The sequence below is a fragment of the Polynucleobacter sphagniphilus genome (assembly GCF_001953355.1).
GTDB lineage: Bacteria > Pseudomonadota > Gammaproteobacteria > Burkholderiales > Burkholderiaceae > Polynucleobacter > Polynucleobacter sphagniphilus.
This window is the reverse complement of sequence record NZ_MPIY01000001.1, coordinates 45,283-70,555: the sequence shown is the minus strand read 5'-3', so window position 1 is coordinate 70,555 and position 25,273 is coordinate 45,283. Positions and strand designations below refer to the sequence as shown.

At 45.2% G+C, this 25,273-nt stretch carries 23 protein-coding genes and 1 other RNA gene; 12 read left to right on the top strand and 12 right to left on the bottom strand.

Features of this window, described 5'->3' with window-relative positions:
• Positions 1-6: 6 nt before the first annotated feature.
• The 4 genes from hisC to gyrA are packed head-to-tail and all read right to left on the bottom strand — an operon-like array spanning position 7 to position 6,083.
• On the bottom strand, positions 7-1,131 hold the full coding sequence (gene hisC / locus BOQ04_RS00345) for a histidinol-phosphate transaminase (protein WP_076022796.1): 1,125 nt from the start codon (positions 1,129-1,131) through the stop codon (positions 7-9).
• Positions 1,132-1,157: 26 nt separating this feature from the next.
• On the bottom strand, positions 1,158-2,240 hold the full coding sequence (gene pheA, locus BOQ04_RS00340; RefSeq protein WP_076022795.1) for a prephenate dehydratase: 1,083 nt from the start codon (positions 2,238-2,240) through the stop codon (positions 1,158-1,160).
• Positions 2,240-3,337, bottom strand: coding sequence for a 3-phosphoserine/phosphohydroxythreonine transaminase (gene serC, locus BOQ04_RS00335; protein ID WP_076022794.1), 1,098 nt, complete (start codon positions 3,335-3,337; stop codon positions 2,240-2,242). Before serC ends, pheA begins: the two co-directional genes overlap by 1 nt.
• A gap of 31 nt (positions 3,338-3,368) precedes the next feature.
• Entirely contained in the window at positions 3,369-6,083 is a 2,715-nt protein-coding gene (gene gyrA / locus BOQ04_RS00330; RefSeq protein ID WP_076022793.1) for a DNA gyrase subunit A, read from the bottom strand.
• 158 nt (positions 6,084-6,241) lie between these two features.
• Between gyrA and ompA the strand changes: the two genes are divergently transcribed.
• From ompA to BOQ04_RS00305, 5 genes are all read left to right on the top strand, one after another.
• Positions 6,242-6,814, top strand: a complete 573-nt coding sequence (gene ompA, locus BOQ04_RS00325; protein ID WP_076022792.1) for an outer membrane protein OmpA — start codon at positions 6,242-6,244, stop codon at positions 6,812-6,814.
• A gap of 95 nt (positions 6,815-6,909) precedes the next feature.
• Positions 6,910-7,599 (top strand): bifunctional 2-polyprenyl-6-hydroxyphenol methylase/3-demethylubiquinol 3-O-methyltransferase UbiG, encoded by a 690-nt coding sequence (gene ubiG / locus BOQ04_RS00320; protein WP_076022791.1) that lies wholly within the window; start codon positions 6,910-6,912, stop codon positions 7,597-7,599.
• Positions 7,596-8,282, top strand: a complete 687-nt coding sequence (locus BOQ04_RS00315; protein ID WP_076022790.1) for an HAD family hydrolase — start codon at positions 7,596-7,598, stop codon at positions 8,280-8,282. The genes ubiG and BOQ04_RS00315 overlap by 4 nt, the downstream gene beginning before the upstream one ends.
• A 61-nt stretch (positions 8,283-8,343) precedes the next feature.
• Positions 8,344-8,703, top strand: a transfer-messenger RNA (tmRNA) gene (gene ssrA / locus BOQ04_RS00310).
• Between the two features lie 101 nt (positions 8,704-8,804).
• Positions 8,805-10,775: an acyltransferase family protein gene (locus BOQ04_RS00305; RefSeq protein ID WP_083657455.1), complete on the top strand. Its 1,971-nt coding sequence runs from the start codon at positions 8,805-8,807 to the stop codon at positions 10,773-10,775.
• A 91-nt stretch (positions 10,776-10,866) separates the two neighbouring features.
• Here the strand turns inward: BOQ04_RS00305 and BOQ04_RS00300 are convergent, their stop codons facing one another.
• The 5 genes from BOQ04_RS00300 to BOQ04_RS00280 all read right to left on the bottom strand — a co-directional run bounded on the left by BOQ04_RS00300 (position 10,867) and on the right by BOQ04_RS00280 (position 15,915).
• Complete coding sequence (locus tag BOQ04_RS00300; RefSeq protein ID WP_076022789.1) at positions 10,867-12,945, bottom strand: TonB-dependent receptor family protein; 2,079 nt, start codon at positions 12,943-12,945, stop codon at positions 10,867-10,869.
• An 83-nt stretch (positions 12,946-13,028) separates the two neighbouring features.
• Entirely contained in the window at positions 13,029-13,205 is a 177-nt protein-coding gene (hemP, locus tag BOQ04_RS10590) for a hemin uptake protein HemP (protein ID WP_083657454.1), read from the bottom strand.
• Position 13,206: 1 nt separating this feature from the next.
• The gene (locus tag BOQ04_RS00290; protein ID WP_076022788.1) at positions 13,207-13,779 is read right to left on the bottom strand and encodes an energy transducer TonB; all 573 of its coding nucleotides are present in this window, start codon (positions 13,777-13,779) and stop codon (positions 13,207-13,209) included.
• 109 nt (positions 13,780-13,888) lie between these two features.
• Positions 13,889-15,058, bottom strand: a complete 1,170-nt coding sequence (locus BOQ04_RS00285) for a 50S ribosomal protein L11 methyltransferase (protein WP_076022787.1) — start codon at positions 15,056-15,058, stop codon at positions 13,889-13,891.
• The gene (locus BOQ04_RS00280) at positions 15,058-15,915 is read right to left on the bottom strand and encodes a pirin family protein (RefSeq protein ID WP_076022786.1); all 858 of its coding nucleotides are present in this window, start codon (positions 15,913-15,915) and stop codon (positions 15,058-15,060) included. Before BOQ04_RS00280 ends, BOQ04_RS00285 begins: the two co-directional genes overlap by 1 nt.
• Positions 15,916-16,003: 88 nt before the next feature.
• On the opposite strand from BOQ04_RS00280, the gene BOQ04_RS00275 reads away from it, so the two are divergent.
• The gene (locus BOQ04_RS00275) at positions 16,004-16,777 is read left to right on the top strand and encodes a sulfurtransferase (RefSeq protein WP_076022785.1); all 774 of its coding nucleotides are present in this window, start codon (positions 16,004-16,006) and stop codon (positions 16,775-16,777) included.
• A gap of 45 nt (positions 16,778-16,822) precedes the next feature.
• Here BOQ04_RS00275 and BOQ04_RS00270 read toward each other — a convergent pair whose 3' ends face one another.
• Positions 16,823-19,060, bottom strand: a complete 2,238-nt coding sequence (locus BOQ04_RS00270; protein WP_076023142.1) for an NADP-dependent isocitrate dehydrogenase — start codon at positions 19,058-19,060, stop codon at positions 16,823-16,825.
• 245 nt (positions 19,061-19,305) lie between these two features.
• On the opposite strand from BOQ04_RS00270, the gene BOQ04_RS00265 reads away from it, so the two are divergent.
• Positions 19,306-19,653, top strand: coding sequence for an FKBP-type peptidyl-prolyl cis-trans isomerase (locus BOQ04_RS00265; protein ID WP_076022784.1), 348 nt, complete (start codon positions 19,306-19,308; stop codon positions 19,651-19,653).
• Positions 19,654-19,733: 80 nt separating this feature from the next.
• On the opposite strand, the gene BOQ04_RS00260 is transcribed toward BOQ04_RS00265, so the two are convergent.
• Positions 19,734-20,738 (bottom strand): transglycosylase SLT domain-containing protein, encoded by a 1,005-nt coding sequence (locus BOQ04_RS00260; protein ID WP_076022783.1) that lies wholly within the window; start codon positions 20,736-20,738, stop codon positions 19,734-19,736.
• Positions 20,739-21,132: 394 nt separating this feature from the next.
• Here BOQ04_RS00260 and BOQ04_RS00255 point away from each other — a divergent pair, with 394 nt between their 5' ends.
• Entirely contained in the window at positions 21,133-22,140 is a 1,008-nt protein-coding gene (locus BOQ04_RS00255; RefSeq protein WP_076022782.1) for a DNA/RNA non-specific endonuclease, read from the top strand.
• A gap of 22 nt (positions 22,141-22,162) precedes the next feature.
• Here BOQ04_RS00255 and BOQ04_RS00250 read toward each other — a convergent pair whose 3' ends face one another.
• Positions 22,163-22,402, bottom strand: a complete 240-nt coding sequence (locus BOQ04_RS00250; protein ID WP_076022781.1) for a DUF3820 family protein — start codon at positions 22,400-22,402, stop codon at positions 22,163-22,165.
• A gap of 141 nt (positions 22,403-22,543) precedes the next feature.
• On the opposite strand from BOQ04_RS00250, the gene BOQ04_RS00245 reads away from it, so the two are divergent.
• From BOQ04_RS00245 to BOQ04_RS00230, 4 genes are read left to right on the top strand one after another with little or no spacing between them, the layout of a single operon-like run.
• Positions 22,544-23,458 (top strand): DUF6662 family protein, encoded by a 915-nt coding sequence (locus tag BOQ04_RS00245; protein WP_076022780.1) that lies wholly within the window; start codon positions 22,544-22,546, stop codon positions 23,456-23,458.
• Positions 23,459-23,470: 12 nt separating this feature from the next.
• Positions 23,471-24,019: an FMN-binding protein gene (locus tag BOQ04_RS00240; RefSeq protein ID WP_076022779.1), complete on the top strand. Its 549-nt coding sequence runs from the start codon at positions 23,471-23,473 to the stop codon at positions 24,017-24,019.
• Complete coding sequence (locus BOQ04_RS00235; protein WP_076022778.1) at positions 24,016-24,849, top strand: FAD:protein FMN transferase; 834 nt, start codon at positions 24,016-24,018, stop codon at positions 24,847-24,849. Before BOQ04_RS00240 ends, BOQ04_RS00235 begins: the two co-directional genes overlap by 4 nt.
• Positions 24,846-25,271: a hypothetical protein gene (locus BOQ04_RS00230; RefSeq protein ID WP_076022777.1), complete on the top strand. Its 426-nt coding sequence runs from the start codon at positions 24,846-24,848 to the stop codon at positions 25,269-25,271. The genes BOQ04_RS00235 and BOQ04_RS00230 overlap by 4 nt, the downstream gene beginning before the upstream one ends.
• Positions 25,272-25,273 lie beyond the last annotated feature (2 nt).

Sequence of the window (25,273 nt, the reverse complement as noted above, 5' to 3'; positions counted from 1 at the left end):
AGAAATTTACTTTTGCGCCAGAATATCTTTTAAGGCATCAATGAAAGCAGCATTTTCTTCAGGCAAACCAATCGATATACGCAGCCATTGCGGCAATCCATAGTTACCAACCGGGCGAACAATGATGCCACGCTTAAGTAAAGCCAAGTTAATGCGTGCACCAGCTTGATCGTCTTCACCAACCTGAACCAACACAAAATTTCCAGCGGATGGCAAGTAAGCAAGGTGCAACTCATCAAAAGCCTGGGTAAGTTGCGCGTAACCCGCACGATTAAGCTCAAAACCTTGCTGCAAAAATTCTGTATCTTGAAATGCTGCAATTGCAGCAGCTTGCGCAAGACTATTAACATTAAATGGCTGACGAATACGATTGAGTAAATCAGTCAATGCCGGCTGCGCTACACCATAACCAATGCGCAAACCCGCCAGACCATAAGCCTTAGAAAAACTACGCGACAAAATCATATTGGGAAAGCGCTTGACCCACGCAATCGCATCGTAGCGCTGTTCTGGAGTGAGGTATTCGTTATAAGCCTCATCCAAAACTACCAACACATCGGATGGCACCGCCAGTAAAAACGCCTCAATCTCTTTTGCAGTTAAGTAACTGCCAGTTGGATTATTGGGATTAGCCACAAATACTAATTTAGCCTTATCGCCTGATGCTTTGACTGCCGCTAACATGGCTGGCAAGTCATGGCCGTACATTGCTGTAGCAGCCACCTCAATTGCCTTCGCACCAACTGCTTGAGTAGCTAGGGGGTAGACCGCAAAAGCGTGTTTAGAGAAAATAACCTCATCGCCAGTTTGCGCAACCGCACGAGCAGCTAATTCCAAAATATCATTACTACCGTTGCCCAAGGTAATCCAATCGGTTGGAACACCCAAACGCGCAGCCAATACATTTTTTAATTCAAAGCCATTGGAATCGGGGTAACGACCTAAGTCACTCGCTGCCTTGAGCATGGCATCCTTGGCAGATTGGGGCATGCCCAAAGGATTTTCATTCGAAGCCAACTTTACAATCTTGCCTTCATCTAAACCGTACTCGCGCGCTACCTCGCTAATCGGGCGACCTCCTATATAAGGAGCAATCGCTTGAATGTGTTTTAAACCTAGTTTTGAAGTCATCGTCAATACATTACGTAAGAAAGCAATTAAGCAGCTGAACGCGGATAGGAGCCCAGTTTTTTATAAAAAGCAGCAATACTCTTTAGCTCATCCATTGCCTTCGCTACTTTTTCATCATCCGCATGACCTGCGATATCAATGTAAAAGTGATACTCCCACGTACCTTTACGCGCCGGACGGGATTCAAAGCGATTCATAGAGACGCCATGCTTGGCTAAAGGCGCTAACAAACTATGCACGGCGCCAGGCTGGTTATCAACCGATAACACCAAAGAGGTTTGATCATGTCCCGTAGCTTGGCAAGCGTAATTGCCAATCACAACAAAACGGGTACGGTTATGCGCATCATCCTGAATGCGCGAGGCTACAGCCTGTAATTCATAAGTAATTTGCGCTGGGTCGCCTGCAATTGCCGCAATGGCTGGATCAGCGGCGGCAAGGCGTGCTGCCTCAGCATTACTGCTAACTGCTTGGCGCTTTAATTGCGGTGCGTGCTGACTCAACCATTGCTGACACTGCGCTAGAGCCTGAGCATGCGCACATACAGTCGTAACACCGTCTAAATTACCACTCTTAGTTAACAAGTGATGGCAAATGGGCAAAACGATTTCACCACTAATTTGCATTGGAGAATCAAGCAGCAAATCCAAAGTGCGCGAGACCGCGCCTTCACTAGAATTTTCAACTGGGACTACGCCAAATTGCGCTGCGCCTTTTTCAACCGCCTTAAATACCTCATCTAGGCTCACGCAAGGCAATCCAACTATGGAATGACCGAAATAGGTTTGTGCAGCCTGCTCGGAAAATGTGCCAGCAGGCCCAAGGTAGGCGATTGTTTGGCGAGCCTCTAGTGCTCTACATGCAGACATCACTTCACGCCAAATCGCAGCGATACCATCAGGCAATAAAGGCCCTGGATTGATTGACTGCAGGCGAGAGACTACTTGACGCTCACGCTCAGGCCTAAAAACGGGAGAGGAAAATCCGCCTTTAACGTGCCCGACCTCTTGCGCCGCTTGCGCACGTTGTGTCAGCAATTCTAGAATTTGTGCATCTAAAGAATCAATTTTTTCGCGTAGTGGGGCTAAACGCTGTTCTTCATTACTCATTAAGCACGCCTCTCAAAGTCACGCATAAATTCAACTAGAGCCTGAACGCCTTCTAAGGGCATAGCGTTATAAATACTGGCACGCATTCCACCTACCGCCTTATGTCCGCGCAATGCAACCAAGCCAGCAGCATTAGACTGCGCCAAAAATGCAGCATTCAAATTTTCATCTTTTAAGAAAAAGGTCACATTCATTCTGGAACGGTATTCCTTGGCAATACGATTCTCATAAAGACTACTTTGATCAATGAAGTTGTAAAGCAAATTTGCTTTTTCTTGATTGATCTTTGCAATTGCTTTTACACCGCCCTTTTTGAGCAACCACTTGAATCCCAAGCCAGCCATGTAGATCGAAAAGGTGGGTGGGGTATTGAGCATGGATTGATTGGCTGATTGCTTAGACCAATCCCAGATCGATGGGGTGATTTTCATACTATGCCCAAGTAGATCTTTGCGTACGATGACAATCGTTACGCCAGATGGGCCAATATTTTTTTGCGCTCCACCAAACCAAACACCACCCTTAGTGACATCAATTTCTTTAGAAAGAATGCTACTTGAGACATCCACCACTAGGGGTTTGTTACCAACATCTGGTACATCAGAAAATTCAACGCCACCAATAGTTTCATTATCGCAGTAATGTACGTAAGCAGCGTCATCCGATAACTGCCAACTTGAACCTGGTGGCACGGTATTAAATTGCAAATCTGCCGATGTAGCAGCTAAATGTGCGACACCATATTTCTCAGCTTCTTTAAGAGATTTTTCAGACCAAATACCAGTAACTATGAAATCTGCTTTGGGGCCATTTTGACCCAATGCCATCAGGTTCATAGGTATAGCAGCATTTTGACCAATGCCCCCACCCTGCAAAAGCAAGATCTCATAAGAATCGGGGATATTCATTAAGGTACGCAGATCCGCCAGCGTCTCCTCATAGACCGCCATAAATTCTTTGCTGCGGTGGCTAATTTCCATCACGCTTGTGCCGAGCCCCCGCCAGTTCAGGAGTTCGTCAGCAGCTTGCTTTAAAACTTCACCGGGAACAGCTGAAGGCCCCGCAGCGAAGTTATAAATGCGGTTATCAAACGTCATGATGAATATGCTCGCCCTTTAGAAATGCCGATTAGGCATCACTCGCTTCACTAGGGCCAGTATCAGTCGCTGGATCAGCAGTCATATCGCCATCTTCACCGTCATCGATTTCGCTATCATCATCCGAATCGCTTTCAGCAATGCGCTGCAAGCCAGACAAACGAGTGCCTTCATCGACGTTGATCAGAGTAACACCCTGTGTAGCGCGACCCATTTCACGAATCTCCGATACACGAGTACGCACCAAAATTCCGCCAGTGGTAATCAACATAATTTGATCTTCGGGCGAAACCAAAGATGCAGCCACTACCTTGCCGTTACGCTCAGTTGTTTGGATTGCAATCATTCCTTTAGTGCCACGACCATGACGGGTGTATTCACCAATTGGCGTACGCTTGCCATAACCGTTTTCAGTTGCAGTTAATACACTACTTGGAATGGCGTTACCTGCAGCATCAACTGTATTGATCTCAGCACCTTCAGCCGCTTCAGCAGGAGCAACCAACATCGCAATCACCTGATGACCTTCACCCAAGTTCATACCGCGTACGCCGCGCGCAGTTCGACCCATCGGACGAACATCATTCTCATCAAAGCGAACAGCCTTACCTGCATCTGAAAACAACATCACATCGTGCTTACCATCGGTAATGGCTGCTCCAACCAAGAAATCATTCTCATTCAAATCGACCGCAATAATTCCAGCTTTGCGAGGATTTGAGAAATCAGACAAACGTGTTTTCTTAACCGTGCCTAGGCTGGTTGCCATAAAGACGTAATGATCGTCTTGGTAACCCTTAATCGGCAGGATCACTGTGATCTTTTCACCTTCAATCAGGGGGAACATATTGACAATAGGTTTGCCGCGAGAAGTACGGCTACCTTGTGGAACTTCCCACACCTTAAGCCAATACATCCGGCCGCGATCGGAGAAACACAAAATAATGTCATGCGTATTGGCAACGAATAAAGTTTCGATCCAATCTTCATTTTTGGTTGCCGCTGCTTGCTTGCCGCGACCACCACGCTTCTGTGCACGGTACTCACTCAGGGGCTGACTCTTCATATAGCCAGTATTCGATAGTGTTACTACCATGTCTTGCGGGGTGATCAAATCTTCAGTAAACAACTCAGTTGCATTCATCTCGATAAATGAACGACGACCACTATCACCTCCAGCAATACCAAACTCAGTCTGCACCTCTTTAAGCTCGCTCTCAATCACTTGAGTGACACGCTCTGGCTTGGCTAACAGATCGAGTAAGTCAGAAATTTCTGCCATCACATCTTTGTACTCATTCACAATCTTGTCTTGCTCAAGACCTGTCAGACGTTGCAAACGCATTTGCAAAATTTCTTGCGCCTGACTATCGGAGAGGCGATACAAGCCAGTAGTTTGCATACCGTATTCAGGCAATAAACCTTCTGGGCGATACGCGTTGCGACCGCCTGGGGTATCGGTCTCAGCACGTGCCAACATCTCGCGCACCATGGATGAATCCCATGCTTTACCCATTAAGTCTTGTTTGGCAATCACTGGATTTGCCGCCGCTTTAATAATGGCAATAAATTCATCAATGTTTGCCAGGGCAACCGCCAAACCTTCTAATACGTGGCCACGCTCACGCGCTTTACGTAATTCAAAAATAGTGCGACGTGTAACAACCTCACGACGATGCTGCAAGAAGTACTCGAGCATCTGTTTCAAATTGAGCAGGCGTGGCTGGTTATCCACCAAAGCCACCATATTCATGCCGAAGTTGTCTTGTAACTGGGTACTCTTGTACAAATTATTGAGCACAACCTCTGGCACTTCACCGCGCTTTAATTCAATCACAACGCGCATACCTGACTTATCTGATTCATCGCGCAAATCAGAGATGCCTTCGACCTTCTTCTCATTAACCAACTCAGCGATACGCTCGAGCAAATTCTTTTTATTGACCTGGTAAGGAAGCTCATCGACGATGATCGCCTGGCGAGATCCTTTGTCAATATCCTCAAAGTGAGTCTTGGCACGCATCACCACCCGGCCACGACCGGTGCGATAGCCCTCACGAACCCCCTGAACCCCATAAATAATCCCAGCAGTTGGGAAATCAGGCGCTGGGATGATCTCAATGAGCTCATCAATCGAACACTCAGGGTTATGCAACACGTGCAAACAGGCAGAAATAACCTCATCGAGGTTATGTGGCGGAATATTCGTCGCCATACCTACAGCAATACCAGAGCTACCGTTGATCAGTAAATTCGGCACTTTTGCCGGCAGAATCAGGGGTTCTTTCTCGCTACCGTCGTAATTGGGGCCAAAGTCGACCGTTTCTTTGTCCAAATCAGCTAAAAGCTCATGGGCAATCTTGCGCAGGCGGATCTCGGTATACCGCATTGCGGCGGCATTATCACCGTCAACGGAGCCGAAGTTACCCTGCCCATCAACGAGCATATAGCGTAGAGAGAAATCCTGAGCCATACGAACAATCGTGTCATACACCGCAGAATCGCCATGTGGATGGTATTTACCGATCACATCGCCAACTATACGGGCAGATTTTTTGTAAGCACGGTTCCAATCGTTGTTTAATTCATACATCGCGAATAGGACGCGTCGATGCACGGGTTTCAGGCCATCGCGTACGTCTGGCAGGGCTCTGCCGACGATGACGCTCATTGCGTAGTCCAAATAGGACCGCCGCATTTCGTCTTCGAGGGATATTGGTAGTGTTTCTTTAGCGGCTTGTTCCATTTAGAAATAATATCATTTTGATGACTGATAGCCCCTATGCTAAGATTCTGTCAGTTTGTACGAAATTGAGATGTGTCGCTTTGCGGTTTTTGCTTCAAAGTAGGGCGAATTACATTTAAGTTTGACTTTAATTAAAAAGAGATTTTTGAGGACTAAAAATGAACAAAACCCTAAAACTGTTGCTCGCTTCTGTTATTACCGTTTCTGCAACTGCAGCAATGGCTTCTGATAACTGGCAAAACGGCGATGGCCAATTGAACTGGAAAAATGGCGACGGCACATTGTGCTGGCGTGATAACAACTGGACACCTGCAACTGCTGCTCAGGGTTGCGATGGTTGGATCGGCCCTAAAGCTGCTCCTGCAGGCGTAAGCCAAAACAAGATCACTTTGCAAGCTGACACACTTTATGACTTCAACAAGTCTGATTTGAAGCCAGAAGGCAAAGCAACCTTGAACAAAATTGCTGCTGATTTGAAGAAGATGAACTTGGAAGTAATCGTTGCTGTTGGTAACACTGACAGCGTTGGTACCGATGCTTACAACATGGCTTTGGGTATGCGTCGCGCACAATCTGTTAAGACTTATTTGACAGCTCAAGGTGTTGACGGTAGCCGCATCTACACAGAATCTAAAGGTAAGAGCAATCCAGTTGCAAGCAATGCAACTGCTGAAGGCCGCGCTAAGAACCGCCGTACTGACATCGAAGTTGTTGGGACACCTAAGCAGTAATTCGCGTCTCACTTAAAAAAGCCCGGTCATGCCGGGCTTTTTTATTTCCGCTATATTCGTAAGCATTCTCTGCCCCACCTGCTCAAATAATTTATATGAACGTCGACCAATCTGAAATCGCCAAATTTAGCGCTCTAGCCCATCGCTGGTGGGATCCTGAAAGTGAATTTAAGCCCTTGCATGCCATTAATCCATTACGTCTGTCATGGATTCAATCTTTTGTAGATATCAGCGGGAAGAAGGTGCTCGATGTTGGCTGTGGCGGTGGCATATTAGCTGAATCCATGGCTCAATCTGGAGCAGACACCTGCGGTATTGATTTATCCGAAAAAGCCCTCAAAGTAGCTCAATTACATGCCCTAGAAGTAGGAGCACAACTTACCTATCGCTCTATTGCAGCCGAAGATTTGGCTCAAGAGCAGCCAGAACAATACGATGTAGTCACTTGCATGGAAATGCTTGAGCACGTCCCCGATCCAGCCTCAGTTGTCAGAGCCTGTGCCAAGCTTTGTAAGCCAGGAGGTACGCTCTTTTTTAGCACTTTGAATCGCAGCCCAAAGTCCTACTTATTTGCCATTATTGGCGCGGAATACATCCTCAAACTACTACCTAAAGGCACTCATGAATACGCCAAATTTATTAAACCCTCTGAACTAGTGGCATTTACACGACAAGCGGGCCTAGAAATGATTGGTATTAAGGGCTTGAGTTACAACCCGCTCACTCAGGTTTATAGCTTGGGTGAGGATGTTGCAGTCAACTACATGATTGCAGTGCGCAAATGACTTCTGAGGCACATCAAAGCCCTTACCATGGGGTCTTTTTCGATTTGGATGGCACCTTAGCTGATACCGCCCCGGATTTGGTTGCCGCAACCAATCTACTGCTTGAAGTGCGTAATCAACCATTAAAGCCCTATGACATTCTTCGGCCATGTGCATCTGCTGGTGCCCGCGGCCTAATCGAAGGCGCCTTTGGAATCACCCCGGCGCACCCTGATTTCATTGGTCTGCGAGATGAGTTCATGGCTAATTATGAAAGAGGTCTCCTGGTCGATAGCACCCTATTTGATGGTATCAAGCATTTACTTAATCAAATGGATGACGCAAAACTGCCATGGGGAATCATCACCAACAAGAGTGAGCGCTTTACCAATCCTTTAATAAAACTAATGGGCTTGCATGATAGATCTATTGCAACCGTTTCTGGCGACACTACGCCACACTCTAAACCACACCCAGAGCCCATTTTGCATGCTGCCAGAATCGCAAATATTGATCCTGCGAAATCAATTTATGTGGGAGATGACATTAGAGATGTGATTGCAGGCAAGGCAGCGGGCATGCAAACTGTTGCTGCCGCCTATGGCTACTGTGGCTGCAAAGAGCCTCCAGAGGCCTGGGGAGCCGATTACATCATTCATCACCCTCTCGATTTATTGCAAATCATCTTTCCCAGCAGGGAATAAAAAGATATTGGGAAATTTGAGGCCAGCGGCTTTAAAATAGAACCTCTTATGCATGAACTCCGGGGTCGACATGGTTTCGACGTGGATTACAAAGCATCAAGGGCATACCGAGGACCCGTTATCTCGTAAATCAATGGGAATGTAATAACTGCTAACGACGAACGTTACGCACTAGCCGCTTAATTGCGGTTGCCCCTGAACTGATTCTCTCTTGGGTCAGGTAGCGAAAGCTACATCAGGGTCATTTACAAGAGATAAGACTAGCTCGCGTCACGAGGGATAGTTCGAAAAATTTAGTGAATCGCTGGTGTGGAACATGTCAATCTGTGACTAACCGGCTAAATTAAATGATATGACTAAGTATGTAGAACTTGCTGTAGAGGATTTGCGGACGCGGGTTCGATTCCCGCCGACTCCACCATTTTGTCAAGTAGATTAAGGGCCTTTGGGCCCTTTTCTACTGGCATCTTGCGAGCTAAATACGAAATAATTCACCTTAGGAATTCGTTATCATTCGCATTAATGACAAATAATTCCATACATCCCCAACTGCACCCTAAATATCGTCCAGATATAGATGGTTTGCGGGCAATTGCAGTGCTATCAGTGGTTGCCTTTCACGCCTTTCCAGAATGGATTTCGGGTGGATTTATTGGGGTAGATATTTTCTTTGTTATTTCCGGCTATCTCATTTCGACCATTCTTTTTGAGAATCTCGATAAAGATGTTTTTAGCTTTAGTGATTTTTATAGTCGCCGCATTCGTCGTATTTTTCCAGCACTAGCACTGGTACTTTTTACCTGCTATGGATTTGGCTGGCTTTATTTGCTTTCTGACGACTTTGCATTTTTAGGCAAACACATTGCCGGTGGGGCTGGATTTCTCTCCAATCTATTCCTATGGAATGAAAGTGGCTACTTTGATGGCAGCGCCAACACCAAGCCCTTATTACATTTATGGAGTCTTGGAATAGAGGAGCAGTTCTATATCGTTTGGCCAGTGTTACTTTGGCTAACGTGGAAGCGCAGAGTTAATTTTTTAACCATCACTGTTTTGATAGCTTTGGGCTCTTTTGCTATCAACATAGTGTCAGTTTATATAAACCCTGTAGCCGCCTTTTACTCCCCTTTAAGTCGCTTCTGGGAACTCCTCATCGGCGCAATTCTCGCTTATGTCGTGCTCTATAAAAACGATTTAATGAGTTGCTCGATTAAGTCAAGTGATGCCCTCTCGGTTCTTGGTTTTAGTCTTTTTGTGGTCGGAGTTGGATTGCTTGCAAAGGATAGCCTTTTCCCAGGATGGTGGGCCTTACTCCCAACCTGTGGAGGTGCCCTCATCCTCCTTGCCGGACCCAAAGCTTGGGTTAATCAAAAGATTCTGTCAAACCCAGTTTTAGTATGGTTTGGTTTAATTAGTTTTCCCTTGTACCTCTGGCATTGGCCACTTCTATCCTTTGCGCACATTACACAAGCAGAAGTTAGCCTTCCATTGCGGGCTGGACTGGTGTTGATATCGATTGGATTGGCGTGGCTGACTTACCGCTTCATTGAGACCCCCATTCGCAAGGGTGGTCACAATCGCCTAAAGGTGAGCTCTCTGTTTTTTTTAATTCTCTTGGTGGGGTATCTTGGCTTTAATAGCTATGACCGCAAAGGCTTGGAATTTAGAAACAGGGCTTTCTTAAAGCAGGTGACAACATATCAGTTTGATAAAGTTGCAGCACAAAGACAGCGAACCTGCTTTCTTATGGATACAGGTGATGATCTTACTAATTTTTCTACAAAATGCATTCGTAGGGATAGGCCCATCGAGCTTGTTTTATGGGGAGATTCCGTTGGAGCAAGTTATTATCCGGGCTTTAGTTATATAGAAGAGCAGGATAATAGGATTGGGGTTACCCAATTTACGGCATCAGGTTGCGGCGGTCTAATGCCAACAAACTACCAAAGTAATTTTTGTATAGAGGCGAATAAATTAGCTCTATCTGAAATACTTAAACTAAAACCAAATCTAGTTGTCATCAGTAAAACTTGGGATCCCGGCCCTCTCGAGACTCAAAACGATATCGCATTTTTACTACACTCCCCTGATTTCGAAACAGCCAAAAAAACTATCGCAATACTTCATTCGAACAATATCCCCGTTCTGATTATTGGGCCACCACCGAGATGGGATAAAGATGTTTCTCGTCTGGCTTATAAATATTGGAAGGACCATCACTCTCTGCCACCACTCTTTTACAACAAAAATCTGGTTGCATACCCAGCATTGGTCGACAGGGCACTTGAACAGTTCTCAAAAGAAAATGGTGTGATGTACTACTCACCATATCAAAGATTATGTAATGAAGAGGGATGCATGATGCTTTTACCAGAAGAAGATAAGGCTCCTGTGACATTTGATGAGTTTCATCCTACCGCTGCAGCCGCAATATATATTGCTACCGATTTAAAAACAAAAATTCTTGATCCATTTTTTCGAAACACTCGTTAATCATCACACTCTCAGATAAAACGCCACCTGCATCGGCGGCGTTTTCCTTTTTAATCCTTTATTTAAATATAAAGGCTTTTAAAGCACCTTCTTAGTTAAACTGATAACTCATCCCCGCCTGAAAATTCATTGGCGCCCCAGGAAAGATGCCATCTGGACTGCGACTGGCAATATAACGCTTGTCTAATACATTGTTGATAGCAGCGAATACTTTCCATGCCTTATTCACGGTGTAGTTAGCCGTCCAATTAATAGTGGTGAAAGATGGTAGCTCACCCAAGGTCCCAATGCTATTAGGTGCTAGTGTATTGGCTGAATCAGCATATTGGGGAGAAACGTAATTCAGGGTGACTAAGGTATTAAATCCATTTTTCTCATAATTGATGCCCACATTGGATATCAAATCGGGCGTGTATGGAATACGATTTCCATCTCGACCCAAGGAACTCGTTCCCACAAATTTTGCTACTGGTATATAGGTTCCATTTGCATTCAAGCTCCACCCCCCACCTAACTCATAACCTAGAGCTAACTCAACACCTTGATGCAGGCTCTTGCCACCATTTGCCTTTGTGACGCCGGCAGCGAGACTTTGATTCACAATTTGATTGCTAAAGTCCATACTGAAAATAGCGCCATCATATTTAAAAGCGTCAGCCTTACCTCTTAAGCCTAATTCCATATTGGTTGAACGCTCAGGTGCCAGTTGCTGATCCACCCCTTTCTCGTCGATTGCTGTTGCTACTTGAGCTGGAGAAAACCCCTTATAAATGCTGCTATAAATTTGAACCGGTGGACTTAACTGCCAAGTTGCACCCAATTGCGGAACAGTTTCAATATTTTGCGCATTACCGCTTTTTCCAGTAAATATATTTGATCGTGTTTGCCGATAGCTCTCCACCCTTACCCCGGGTATCACTGCAAAATCATCGGTAATATAAAAACTATTCTGAGCATAAAGGGCGATTGAATTTGCTTTATTTTCTTCGTGACTCGATAGTCGCCCAGATCTAGCAAATGTTTTAGAGGCGACCATCTGATTGCTTTGAGTCTCAGTATGCAAACGTAAGCCTAATTCAGATTCATTCTTGATGCCCAGAGCATCATAATGAACAGAAAGACGGGTGTCTAAGCCAAGCATATTGAACTGACGATTGCGCCCAAAATAACATTCGGCGTTTGCACTACATGCTTTATAAATTGTTTCATTTGCATTGCGACTAAGCACACTTTGTCGCCAATAATCTCGTTGCAATTGACTCCAATAAATTAAGCTATTGAGCTTGGCATCGCTATTAATCTCCCAGGAATGATTTAAATCAACCGCATTACGCTGTGCGAGAAAATTATCATTTGGCGCTGGATTAGCAGTCATACCACTTGCATATTGATTAGGCCTGAGGCCAACATAGGAAGTGTTGACGTTATTGTCGTAATGAGTGTATTTCAAACCAATCCATTGATCTTGTGTGACTTCAACACCCCCCTTAATGAGAATGTCATACATTTGGTAACCATTATTTTGGTAGCCCTGAGAATCGGATTTGATGATATTTAATCCTGCCAGCGCACCATTTGATTCTGATTTGCCGCCAGCCTCAATTTCCATCAATTGATATCCATAATCTCCAGCCTTCCCTGTTAACTTAAATCCATCTTCAGGGGTTTTACTAAGATAGTTAATCACACCCCCAATATTCGATGGTCCATATTTAAGTCCCGATGCTCCCTTAAGCACCTCAATGCCGCTCATTCTATTGGCTGGCGGGCTGTAGTAGGAGGCATTAGAAATAAACAAGCTAGGAGCAATCGGCGCACCGTCTTCAAGCAATAAAACCTTTTGGCTACGGCTTGGATTTAAACCACGTATCCCAATATTTGGAATGGCACCCAAGCCGCCCTCATCGCCGCGGACATTAACCCCAGGTACAGTCTTTAATGCATCCTGCAGTGAGAGTGGTTGGAGTATTTCTAATTGCTTCTGATTAATGACATCAACTGTTCCTGGAATTTTTTTACGAGAATCTTCCTCCCGGCCAACGATATCCATCCGCGGAAGCTCAATCTCCTGAGCGCCAGTAATACTTGAAAAAGAAATGCTGTATACCAATGCAATTGATGATGCCAGCGTGAATGGCGCGCGAATACGCCCATACTGTTGATACTTCATATGCTACCTCCAGAGATAAATCAAAAAAATCGCTGGCTACTGGCATATGAAATTGCGCTTGCTGGCTAATACGGTGATGGGTATTACTTTGTCAAAATTAATTTCTTATATTTAGTCAGTCGTAATTGGTAATGCTGTCCTTCATGCGAAATCACAATTTGCTTATCTTTTCCAAACAAAGTCTTACTTAAGATCACTTTGGGATGGGAGCTTTTAGAATCAATGGCGAAACAATCCTCAGGCTTTTGTCGTGCAATCATTTCATGCTCTTAAACTGAACTGAACTGGCATGCGATAACAATCCGAGCTAGCCAGGCTTGTCTGTAAAGCATGTGGAAAACGCCATCGCCGAATGGCTTCAAGGGCTGATTCATCAAGACGACTATAACCGGAGCTGGTAATAATATGGGCGGCATCTACAGTACCAGCTGGATTAACGCAGAATTTGAGCATCAGCAAACCTTCTTCTCGTAATTTCTTGCTAGAAAGTGGGTAACTGGGATGTGGTTGATGAGATGCTAGCCTTGAGTTTGCAGCTCCATAAAGAGGAGCTTCATTTTCTTTGGAAATGCCTCCATCAGATGACCCAAGTTGCCCCTCTATTAGTTCATCAGGGCGGACAAGGGACTGTTTTTTCAGAATAGAGGCTGATGATGGATGCCCCTTTTTTTCTACCGCTACCCCAAGAAGTTGACCTTGAATAATTTGGTCTTGCTCCATGTTTGGCGGCTTACTGCTTAGAAAAATACCGGTAGCGAGCAAGGCAATATGCGCCAGTAAAACTACGCAGCTAAGCAAGCCATCTTGATGTATTAACCAGCGCTTTAAGTGCAAATTGAACCTTACTCACCATTACAGAAAAAGAAAATCTTCTAAATAATTTTAGGCAAGTAGGCATTGAGATACAACCCTTTTACTAATCATGGTGAATAGCGTAGGGCTATTACTTCTTGCTCAATCTCCACAGAGAGGTAACTTCTGCAGCACGGGCTAAATGCAAGGCATCATTTTTATCGAATACCTTTTTGTGTTTCGGCTTGGTATCCATGCGACTCAGAACGAATAGTCCAGCTTGCTCTATCCACTCGAGTAATTCCTTCCGAGTACGTAAACCTAAATGTTCAGCAAGATCAGAAATAATCAACCAAGCTTCACCACCATCAAACAAGTGATCGGCCAAACCACTCAAAAAGCCTTTTAACATCTGGCTTTCAGGATCATATACCGCTCGCTCTAGTGAAGAACTTGGCCTTGCAGGCAGCCATGGCGGATTGCAAACAATTAATGAAGCTTTACCTTGTGGATACAAATCAGCTTGAACTATTTCAATGGTTGATCTAAGTTTGAGACGATCAATATTTTCTTTTGCACAAATCAGAGCTCGATTGTCCAAATCGGTCCCAATGATTTTTTCAATCCCACGTTGCGCTAATGCAATCGACAACACACCAGTTCCCATGCCGATATCAAATGCAATTGAATGATTGTGAATGGATTCTGGAAGAGGCGCTTCCCAGACCAAATCAATATATTCACCACGAATGGGAGAGAAAACGCCGTAATGCGGAAAGATTCGTATTTCATTGGTATGCGACAGTGCCGGAATGACTACCCCATTCTTGCGCCACTCATATGCACTAACCACCCCCAATAACTCTCTCAAAGAAACGAGGTATGGGCGCTTTACTGCTCCATAAGCCTCCAAACAAGCCTGAGCAATATCTGGAGCACGGCTCAAAGAAATTGTATGTTGCGCATCACACTCTACCAATAACATCCCCAATATTCGCGCACGTTGGGATTGGGATAAGCGATGCAGATTAAAAATGTCTATAGGATTTTTATTGGCAGCTCCATAAGCCGCTTTTGGAGCTCGCCGAGATTTCTTGGAAGGTCGGTCCACTCTTCTGGCTAAGGCTTGCAAAAGTTGGCGCGCATTCTGAAAATCGCCGCGCCACAACATTGCAGTTCCCTCACAAGCCAATTGATAAGCTGCATCTGCAGTTAGTGTGTCATCAACCACCAATACTTTTTTATGGGCAGCAATCCCATTCTCTGAACGCCAATCTGCCTCATATGATTGCCCAGCCTCCTCCCAGGAGATTGAAGACATCACTTTGCCGCGACCAATTGATTGTTTTGATAATCAGCAATAGCCTGCTCAATTTCAGCACGGGTATTCATGACAAATGGGCCATATTGAACAATGGGTTCACCCAAGGGCATGGCAGCAAGCACAATACATTGTGCGCCAGAAGGCCCCGCCCTCACATGCAGCTGATCACCCGACCCCAGCACAATTGCCGCTTGTTTTGGAACTGCTTGAGCGGGATTTCCTACCAATAGCTCCCCTTCGTAGACGTATAAAAAGGCACTGTGTGTCATCGGAATAGGGTGTTCAAACTGGGCATGTGCAGGAAGATGTACATCCAAAAATAAAGGGGCAGTAGTAATGCCATGAATGGGCCCAGCGATGCTTGAATCTGCAGAATGATAGATGCCTGCAATCACCTTGACAGATCCACCATTTGCCAACTTCGCTACCGGAATATCATCCGCCTGAATATCTTGATAGCCAGCTTCTTTCATTTTTTCATGCGAGGGCAAATTAATCCACAGCTGAAAACCACGCATAGCGCCACTTTCTTGCTGTGGCATTTCCGAATGAATGATCCCTCGACCAGCAGTCATCCATTGCACCCCACCACTTTTAAGATGCCCCTGATTACCTAAATGATCCTCATGCAGCATGTGCCCTTCAAGCATGTATGTCACCGTCTCAAAGCCACGATGTGGATGTGCCGGAAATCCTGCCACATAATCATTGGGATCGTTCGATGAAAATTCATCCAACATTAAAAAGGGATCCAAGCGTAATTGCTGCTGACCACCGAGACTGCGGCGCAATTGCACACCAGCGCCATCTGATGTGGGTATACCCGGAATAATACGTGCGATTGTGCGAATCATTTATATAAAATTAGGTTGGCTAAAAAGCAAGATTACCATCTCCATGAGGCTTTGTTTGATAATAGAGGGTAGTTAGAAAAGAATCCCCATGAAGCCCATATTAAATGTTGCCGCCTATTTATTTGTCAGTCTAGATGAGCTCGTTCAATTGCGTGCGCGTATGCTAGATCAATGCAATGCTCGCGAACTCAAGGGCACCATCCTACTGACACCTGAAGGCATCAATATGTTCCTAGCGGGTCAGGCTGATTCGTTGCGTGGTTTTTTAGACTGGTTACGCATTGATCCTCGTTTTAAACCACTACAAGCCAAAGAAAGCTGGTCCGAGGAGCAACCTTTCAAGAAAATGCTCATTAAGCTGAAAAATGAAATCATTCGCATGAATCATCCCACCATTCGGCCCGAGGAAGGTAGGGCTAACTTTATTACCCCTAAGAAATTACAAGAATGGTTAGATCGTGGCACGGATGATCTTGGTAGGCCAGTGGTGATGGTTGATACTCGCAATGCCTTTGAGGTGGATTACGGCACGTTTGAAAATGCCCTGCACTTTAATATTGAAAAATTCACACAATTTCCTGAGGCAATTAGCGCCCACAAAGATGAATTGGCTGACAAGACCCTGGTGAGCTTTTGCACGGGAGGTATCCGCTGCGAAAAGTCGGGGCTTTACATGCGCGAGATAGGTATGGAGCATAGCTACCAATTAGAGGGTGGGATTTTGAAATACTTTGAAGAAGTAGGCTCAGCCCATTACAAGGGAAGCTGCTTTGTGTTTGATGAGCGAGAAGCTTTGGAGCCGACACTGGACTCCATCCCAGTCGAACACTCTATTCGCAAAAAAGCTAAGCTACAAAATTAAAAAGGCAAACCCTGAGGTTTGCCTTTCTGCTTACTTGACTGCAGGTTAACTTGCGTTAGCCTTTGCCAATATTGCATTTAAGGTTTGACTTGGACGCATCACGGCTTCTAACTTCTGCATATCTGGCACATAGTAACCACCAATATCAGCTGGCTTACCTTGTACCGCCGTCAATTCGGCAATGATTTTTTGTTCATTGTCAGCCAAGGCTTTCGCCAAAGGTGCAAAGTGCGCCTGTAACTCCTTATCTTCCATTTGTGCAGCCAAAGCCTCAGCCCAGTACATTGCTAAATAGAACTGACTGCCGCGGTTATCAAGCTCACCCGTACGCGGAGATGGCGATTTATTGTTATCCAATAATTTACCGGTAGCCTCATCCAAAGTACGAGCCAAAATTTTCACCTTTGGATTACCGGTTTTATCGCTGATGTCCTCTAGGGAAACCGCTAAAGCCAAAAACTCACCCAAAGAATCCCAACGTAAGTGGTTTTCTTCAACAAGCTGTTGAACGTGCTTAGGAGCAGATCCGCCAGCGCCTGTTTCAAAGAGACCGCCGCCAGCCATTAGCGGCACGATCGATAACATCTTGGCACTGGTACCCAGCTCCATGATCGGGAACAAGTCAGTGAGGTAATCACGCAAGATATTGCCAGTCACAGAGATGGTGTCTTTACCGCGAATGATGCGCTCTAAAGTAAAGCGCATTGCACGCGTCTGAGACATGATTTGAATATCCAAACCAGTCAAATCGTAATCCTGCAGGTATGTCTTGACCTTCTTAATCAACTCAGCCTCATGCGGACGGTACTCATCCAACCAGAAAACTGCTGGCGTATTAGAGAGACGTGCACGATTAACCGCTAACTTGACCCAGTCGCGAATTGGGGCATCCTTTACTTGGCACATACGCCAGATGTCACCCTCTTCTACATGTTGTTCAAGCAGTACGGTGCCATCGTCGGCAACAATACGCGCTACACCAGCCTCAGAGATTTCAAAAGTTTTGTCGTGCGAACCGTACTCTTCAGCCTGCTGAGCCATCAGACCAACGTTTGGCACCGTACCCATAGTAGTAGGATCAAAGTTGCCATGGGTTTTGCAGAAGTTAATCATCTCCTGGTAAATACGGGCAAACGTACTTTCAGGGATTACTGCTTTGGTATCGTGCAAACGTCCGTCAGCACCCCACATTTTTCCGCCCACGCGAATCATTGCTGGCATCGATGCATCGACGATCACATCGCTAGGAGAATGCAGGTTGGTAATCCCCTTGGCAGAGTCAACCATCGCCAATGCTGGACGGTGCTCATGACATGCATGTAAATCTTGAATGATTTCTTCGCGCTTCGATTCAGGCAAGGTTTTAATTTTGTCGTAAAGACTGCTCATGCCGTTATTGGCATTGACACCCAACTCTTCAAATAACTTCGCGTGCTTTTCAAATGCTTCTTTGTAGAAGATCTTCACAGCGTGACCAAACACAATGGGGTGCGAAACCTTCATCATGGTCGCTTTCACGTGCAATGAAAGCATCATGCCTGTCTTATAGGCATCTTCAATTTCTTTTTCATAGAATTCGCAGAGCGCTTTCTTACTCATATACATACTGTCGATAATTTCGCCAGCTAATAATGAGACTTTTGGCTTGAGCACAATGGTCTTGCCACTCTTGGTTACCAAATCCATCTTGACGTCACAAGCCTTAGTCATCGTCATGGACTTTTCACTGGCGTAAAAATCGCCACCATGCATATGTGAAACGTGGGTACGCGATGCCTGACTCCACTCACCCATTGAGTGTGGATGTTTGCGTGCAAATTGCTTGACTGCGTTTGGTGCACGACGATCTGAATTACCTTCGCGCAAAACTGGATTCACAGCGCTGCCCAAACATTTTGAGTACCGAGCGCGGATCGCTTTTTCCTCATCCGTTTGCGGATCTTCTGGGAAGTTCGGGAGCTTGTAGCCCTTCGCTTGTAATTCTTTAATAGCGGCAAGTAGTTGCGGAACTGAAGCACTAATGTTCGGCAGCTTGATGATGTTGGTGTCTGGAAGCAAGGTGAGGCGACCTAGCTCAGCTAAATTATCTGGAACTTTTTGCTCCTCGGTCAGGCAATCAGAGAACTCAGACAAGATACGTGCCGCAACAGAGATATCACTTGTAGCAACCTCCACTCCAACGGGTGCTGTAAAGCTGCGAATAATTGGCAAAAATGAACTAGTGGCCAAAAATGGCGCTTCATCTGTCAGCGTATAAATGATCTTTGATTTCTCTGAAGCCATTGAAATTTCCTCGATATTGATAAATTTTCCCAGCACTGCTTAAGCTTGCTTGGACGCCATGAGGCAAGAACTTCATTTTAAATCATGGGATCTTCCAAAATTGGCCGTTTTGGGCGCTAATGATGCATAAGATGCCCAATTTAAGGGATTCCACCAAGAGGTTTTTGTAACTAATTTGAAATTTATCTGGTGATAAGCCTCCGAATATACTTAGCACTCCCTTTAAGTTGAACAGGAAAAATAAAATGAGCGAGCTTCAGAAATTAGATACTTTGGTTGGTGATGGCACAGAGGCTGTTGCCGGCAATCATGTCGATGTGCATTACACCGGCTGGCTCTTTGATGAGAGCGCGCCCGATCATAAGGGCAAAAAATTTGACAGCTCTTTGGACCGCGGACAGCTATTTAGCTTCCCGCTTGGTGCTGGGCATGTGATTAAAGGCTGGGATCAAGGCGTGGTTGGCATGAAGATTGGTGGCAAACGCACCCTTATCATCCCTGCTGATATGGGTTATGGAGCTCGTGGAGCCGGCGGGGTCATTCCACCGAATGCTACCCTCGTATTTGATGTTGAGCTCCATGGCGTCAACTAAAGCCTAGATTTCATCGGGCAAATGAAAAGGCCACCCTTTGGTGGCCTTTATTCATCCAAACTTGCTAATGAGCAGCAAGCTTAAGAGCGAACGTTTTTACTATTCAGAATGAGCTTACGCCCAGAGTTTGCCTGGAGCGTAGAACCCTTGCAGAGTTCAATCAAGCGATTACGCTCAGACATAACCTTATCCACATAGCCGCCATCAGTGTCTGTGTTACCTGCGCCTACATAAAACTTCAAACCATTGCGCAGCGATCCTGAAGTGGCAATGAGGTACTTCAAAATATAAGCGCCGATGCGGATATTCACTTCGGGCTTAATCGCATCTGAAGCTCCGCCATAGAGGGCATACTTTTCCTTATGGATGGATGTCATCACCTGCATCAGACCTTCTGCCCCGGCTTGACTCTTAGTAAGGGGGTTGAAATTCGATTCAACTGAAATAACGGCCAGTAAAAGGATCGGGTCAATATTGACCTCTTTTGCAATCAACACGGTATTGGAGACGTACTCCTCAATCTTGGCGCGATCTAACTTGTATTTTTGCTCAAAGAAGTCGGCAACCGAGCGCTGATTCTGGACAGAGATCAAAAGCTTGCTATCTAAAGCCTGCGGATCTACTTTGGAAGTTGGGATTTGATCAGCTAAGGCAGAAATTGGCTTTACCTGAGTATGAGCTACTGAGGGCATTAATAATGCAACCGTTTGGTGCTTAGCAATCCCAAGGGGAATCTTGGTGTTGTTACTAGTGGCGCCTTTGTTGTAAATGACAGCGGCAATATCTTTATCTGCAGCAGCTTGGGGGGTCTGATCTTTATATTGATCGAGCATGCCAAAGCCGTTTTGCCAAACTACCTGACGCGCCTCATCTGGAACGAGAATGCGAGCAAAGTCGAAGGCACCGGCATTGGTTCCATTGCCTGAAAGCCAGAGGCCAACCAAAAGAAAAACGGTGATAACGAGTAAGCCATTTAGCAACCGATAGACCGGAACCATAGCATTTGCCAACAAGGCGCTTGAACTAGAAGCTTCTAGTTGCTCACCTTGAAAGTCACTCGAATAGGAAGAAATACATTTACTCATTCAGTCTGTTGCATTACCCAAAAATCAAACTGCTGATTTATGCTGCAATGCAATAAGTTAAAAACATGGGTCATCCTAAGAAAGTTCTTATATCAAGTCAAGAATAAGAGGGGTACTTTTAATAACTTATGAGTCTCATTTTTAGCATTAAGCCGAATGAATGAACCTCTTACTTAATTAATTTCATTTAAATCAGATACTTATAAAAGTTAGTGGTCACCAATTTCATGCTATAAAAAATCGCTCAAAATCTCCTTTATTTGCAATTTCGCTGCAAAAAAAAGATTTCTAAACCGTACATCTAGTGTTTGGCGCCACACAGTCGCTCTACTGGTAGTAGAAATTGCCTACGGGTGATGGCATTGAATAGACTCACAGCCTACACTGGTGAAATATGAAATTGACTCTTCGATTGACCGCTAAAACAATCTTATTGGCAGCACTTTTTGCTCCACTCAGTGCATTTGCCCTCTTTGAAGGATGCGCGCAATTTTTTCCTAACCAGCAAATTCCATCAAGCTCCCAGATTGGCAAAGACCTCTGCTTTGATGATTTTGCAGTCTATTACTCTCCAATAGATAAGAAACCGATCTATACCGTTGAACGTTTGAACGCAGAGCAATTTCAAGGTAAACACCCCCGTAGGAGTAACCGATTTTATGAAGAGGCAAGACTTCCTCGCAGTGAGCGGGCTCTTCTTACAGATTACCGCGGTAGCGGCTACGATCGCGGCCACAATGTTCCGGCAGGTGACATGCATACTGAAAAAGGGATGGCTCAGTCCTTCTCCCTAGCCAATATGATGCCGCAGGCGCGTTTAAATAATCAAGGCATCTGGGCCAAGCAGGTTGAAGAGCCTACCCGCCATTACGTTAAAAGAGCGCATAGTGATGTCTATGTATTTACAGGTTCGACGGGAGACTTAGGCAACATTGGTTCGAATAAAGTCACCATTCCCAGCCATTTATATAAGTTGGTGTTCGACTCCAGCACTAAACGAGCATGGGCATTTTGGATTGACAATACCAATGAGGCGCACATGACTCCGCCTATTAGCTACTCAGAATTAGTTGAAAGAACCGGTATTGATTTTCATCTACCCTTAGTCGAAACAAAATCAAATGCAATAAAACCAGCCCACACTGTGGGTGGCTGGTATCCCGTCTTTTTTGATGTCTACGCCACTAAAAAGGTGGATGAGTTAAACGCACACATCAAAGCAGGCAAGGTAGCGCGCATTCAGATTGAATATGACCAAAACGCAGATTTAGCAAAGCGGATTGCAGCAGCACTTGAGACAGACAATGGCGTGCGGATTGAGCTCACACAAAATAGTCCACCTGCCTCATCAACTGTTCAAAATGAACGTAATCGGGTTAGTGTGATTGTTCACCAAAAATAACGACTGACGCCACACCCAATCTTTAAGGATGGATACGGGTACTAACACCATGTGCACGCTGTATTGGAGCGAGTAAGCCACGCAGACCATTGTGATCCAGAGTGTGCATCAACTCGAGTAACTGCCCCAACTCACTTTTCGGAAAACCCTCACGCGCAAACCAGGCTAGATAGTTGCCTGGTAAATCCGCAAGATAACGTCCTGCGTACTTACCAAAAGGCATCTTCATGGTTACAAGCTTTTCAAGTGCTTCTGGGTTCATGCAGCCAATATAACAAGTCCACCCAGGCAATCTTCATAAGCCCTACAGGCTGATCCAATTTGCAACTCATGGTTTTTTATTTTAATGAGAATGATTACTATTTAGATTAATAGAATTAATCACCACCATCAAATGAAGACCATGAAATTAACCATCAAAAGACTACTCACGTTTTGCCTCTTAATTGCTACCGCCCTCAGCTTTTCCTTTGCCTATGCTGGTGAAGGTGCTTTTGGTTGGATTTATACCCTAGACCTTCAACCCCAAGGGAAGTGGGAATTTGAACAGCGCCTGCAATTAAATCAACAGCAAGCAGCCGGAAACTATGATGCCTGGACGGCCAGAACAGAGCTGGAATATGGCGCCACGAATGATCTGCAGCTTGCAGGCTACGTCAATTCCTACTTCACAAGCGCTAACCAAAACTACACCAACCCCGAAGCGTGCGAAGAGGCATCAAGCTGTACGGGAGGGTACGGCGTACCTTCAAGCCATGATCCAGCAACTCCCTACAGAAAAGGAGGTTTAGAGGGCGGATCTCTGGAAGCAATTTACCGCATCACCAATCCAGTGACATCTCCTGTGGGTCTCGGTTTATACCTAGAGCCAACATGGGGTAAGAATAAGGACGAGCTCGAAGCAAGAGTGCTATTGCAATCGAATTTTATTGATGATCGACTCATTTTGGCAGGCAATATCGTTGCAGCAAATGAGCGCCTCAAATTTATAGAGAATGGCAATGTTCCAGAATCGATGTTAGATTTTTTAGTGGGTGCAAGCTATCGCTTTGCCCCGAAGTGGTCTGCTGGTGTGGAGGCGCGCTTTCATAATGATTACTCAGAACTGAACTTAAAAAACCAAGTTCAAAGAGCAACATTTCTTGGTCCTAATATTCACTATGCCAGTAAAGATTGGTGGATCACTGGCGCATGGCGCTATCAGCTTGCAGGCGGAACCTGCATGGGTGGCGGTGAAGCGGAATGCTCCGGCGCACGTGTCTGGGATAGTCACTCAGTCAATGAGTTCATCGTGAAGGTAGGCTTTCCTCTCAATTAACAAATTAATCCAATGAATTGGCACCCTCACACGATCAGCTTGCTTGGAATTGCTGCTTTAGCAGCGCCGATCACCTCGCAAGCCAAAATCTATGTATCAATTGAGCAGGCGCAAGTCTTACTCTTGCCCAATCAATTGCTTACGCAATCACCCATCTTAATCAGCAAGGGCCTGCAGGAAAAATTGCGCTTAGCTTCAAGTATTCGACACCCCTTTCAAGGGGATCGAATCTGGAAAGCAAAGGATGGGAGTTGGTTTGTGGTGGACGAGGTGGTGGGTAAACACGAAATGATTCAATACGCGGTGGCTTTGAGCCCAAGCGGGGCAATTTTAGGTGTTGAGATTCTGGAGTATGTTGAGTCATATGGCTATGAAGTAGCTGATCCCGCTTGGCGCAAACAATTCATTGGGAAGCAAGCAAATGATCCCATCAAACTCAATCAAGATATTCAAAACATTGGTGGTGCTACCCTCTCCTGCAAGCATTTGACCGATGGTGTCAAGAGAGTTGTCATGCTCTACGAGCTCGCTCTCAAAGAGCAATCTTCCAAAACCAAATGAGACGATGCAGGCCTTTACTAGGCACGTTTGTAGAGATTGAGATTAAAGATCATATGGAGGCATTCCACATGGAACTGATATCCGAAGCATTTGTATCAATAGAGTTAGTACAAAAGTTAATGGGGTTTCATCAGCATCAAAGTGAGCTTTCTAAAATAAATCATGCGGCGCATCTGCGCCCTATTCAGATTCACCCATGGACCGCTCAAGTTCTCCTCGCTGCAAAGAATATTCATCATCACTCGAGGGGATTATTTGATTGTGGCATTGGGCATAGACTCATTGCGACAGGTTTATTGCCCCAACATCTTTCCTTAGAGCAAATTCATTTTGGTGGTCTTGACGATTTAGAATTTCTTGAACCACATCTCATTTATTCTCGGCGCCCTATTCGGCTTGACCTTGGTGGAATTGCTAAAGGATTTGCAGTAGATCAAGCAGTTCAAATATTGCAATCAGGCGGAATTGCAGGAGGTGTAGTCAATGCTGGCGGTGATTTAAGAGTCTTTGGCGATGCAGCTGAAACTATTTTTCTGCGAGATCCCGAGGGTCGCAGGCCACCAATCGACATTGGGAAATTGCAAAATGGTGCAATCGCAACTAGCGGACTTTATTTTGCAAGAAGAGACTCCTGCTTTCCTAGTCATATCATCAACCCCACTGCAAATTCACTCGAGCAGATTCATCACGAATTTTTAGGATCCTATTCAGTGCTAGCCCAAGAGTGTATCTACGCAGATGCGCTGACAAAAGTATTTATTCTTTCTGAAAATGCGCATCATGCCTGCTTTGATCATTTCAAGGCGAAAGCCATTCGAATCGCCGCATGAAAAATATCAACCATGTCAGTAAAAGAACTGTAGGTATGATGCCTGGCTGGCAAAAAGTCCTCATACTTACGAGCATGCTCAGCTGCTCTCTTAGCGGTATTGCTTATTTATTGAGTGATCTATTTGACTTACAAAAGAAAATTTTTGGCGGCCACACTATGCTGAGCTTACACGGCAGTACGGCAGTGTTTGCGATCATGGGATTAGGATCAGTCCTGACTTTTCACATTAAGGCTGGCTGGAGAGCAAAACAAAAAAAGGCTGAGCGGCATCACTCAGCTCCTCGCATTACTCATCCTCATGATTACTGGACTCCTACTCTATTACGGTCCAGAAGCCTTTCGAGAGAAGGCTATTCAGACCCACTGGTCAGTGGGTATGCTGTTCTTTTCTCTATTTTGCTTACACGCACTAAGACGTAGGG

Coding starts and splice junctions, on each gene's coding strand:
- hisC (WP_076022796.1), bottom strand. CDS start 1,131: ATGACTTCAAAACTAGGTTTAAAACACATTCAAGCGATTGCTCCTTAT.
- pheA (WP_076022795.1), bottom strand. CDS start 2,240: ATGAGTAATGAAGAACAGCGTTTAGCCCCACTACGCGAAAAAATTGAT.
- serC (WP_076022794.1), bottom strand. CDS start 3,337: ATGACGTTTGATAACCGCATTTATAACTTCGCTGCGGGGCCTTCAGCT.
- gyrA (WP_076022793.1), bottom strand. CDS start 6,083: ATGGAACAAGCCGCTAAAGAAACACTACCAATATCCCTCGAAGACGAA.
- ompA (WP_076022792.1), top strand. CDS start 6,242: ATGAACAAAACCCTAAAACTGTTGCTCGCTTCTGTTATTACCGTTTCT.
- ubiG (WP_076022791.1), top strand. CDS start 6,910: ATGAACGTCGACCAATCTGAAATCGCCAAATTTAGCGCTCTAGCCCAT.
- BOQ04_RS00315 (WP_076022790.1), top strand. CDS start 7,596: ATGACTTCTGAGGCACATCAAAGCCCTTACCATGGGGTCTTTTTCGAT.
- BOQ04_RS00305 (WP_083657455.1), top strand. CDS start 8,805: ATGACAAATAATTCCATACATCCCCAACTGCACCCTAAATATCGTCCA.
- BOQ04_RS00300 (WP_076022789.1), bottom strand. CDS start 12,945: ATGAAGTATCAACAGTATGGGCGTATTCGCGCGCCATTCACGCTGGCA.
- hemP (WP_083657454.1), bottom strand. CDS start 13,205: ATGATTGCACGACAAAAGCCTGAGGATTGTTTCGCCATTGATTCTAAA.
- BOQ04_RS00285 (WP_076022787.1), bottom strand. CDS start 15,058: ATGTCTTCAATCTCCTGGGAGGAGGCTGGGCAATCATATGAGGCAGAT.
- BOQ04_RS00280 (WP_076022786.1), bottom strand. CDS start 15,915: ATGATTCGCACAATCGCACGTATTATTCCGGGTATACCCACATCAGAT.
- BOQ04_RS00275 (WP_076022785.1), top strand. CDS start 16,004: ATGAAGCCCATATTAAATGTTGCCGCCTATTTATTTGTCAGTCTAGAT.
- BOQ04_RS00270 (WP_076023142.1), bottom strand. CDS start 19,060: ATGGCTTCAGAGAAATCAAAGATCATTTATACGCTGACAGATGAAGCG.
- BOQ04_RS00265 (WP_076022784.1), top strand. CDS start 19,306: ATGAGCGAGCTTCAGAAATTAGATACTTTGGTTGGTGATGGCACAGAG.
- BOQ04_RS00260 (WP_076022783.1), bottom strand. CDS start 20,738: ATGAGTAAATGTATTTCTTCCTATTCGAGTGACTTTCAAGGTGAGCAA.
- BOQ04_RS00255 (WP_076022782.1), top strand. CDS start 21,133: ATGAAATTGACTCTTCGATTGACCGCTAAAACAATCTTATTGGCAGCA.
- BOQ04_RS00250 (WP_076022781.1), bottom strand. CDS start 22,402: ATGAACCCAGAAGCACTTGAAAAGCTTGTAACCATGAAGATGCCTTTT.
- BOQ04_RS00245 (WP_076022780.1), top strand. CDS start 22,544: ATGAAATTAACCATCAAAAGACTACTCACGTTTTGCCTCTTAATTGCT.
- BOQ04_RS00240 (WP_076022779.1), top strand. CDS start 23,471: ATGAATTGGCACCCTCACACGATCAGCTTGCTTGGAATTGCTGCTTTA.
- BOQ04_RS00235 (WP_076022778.1), top strand. CDS start 24,016: ATGAGACGATGCAGGCCTTTACTAGGCACGTTTGTAGAGATTGAGATT.
- BOQ04_RS00230 (WP_076022777.1), top strand. CDS start 24,846: ATGAAAAATATCAACCATGTCAGTAAAAGAACTGTAGGTATGATGCCT.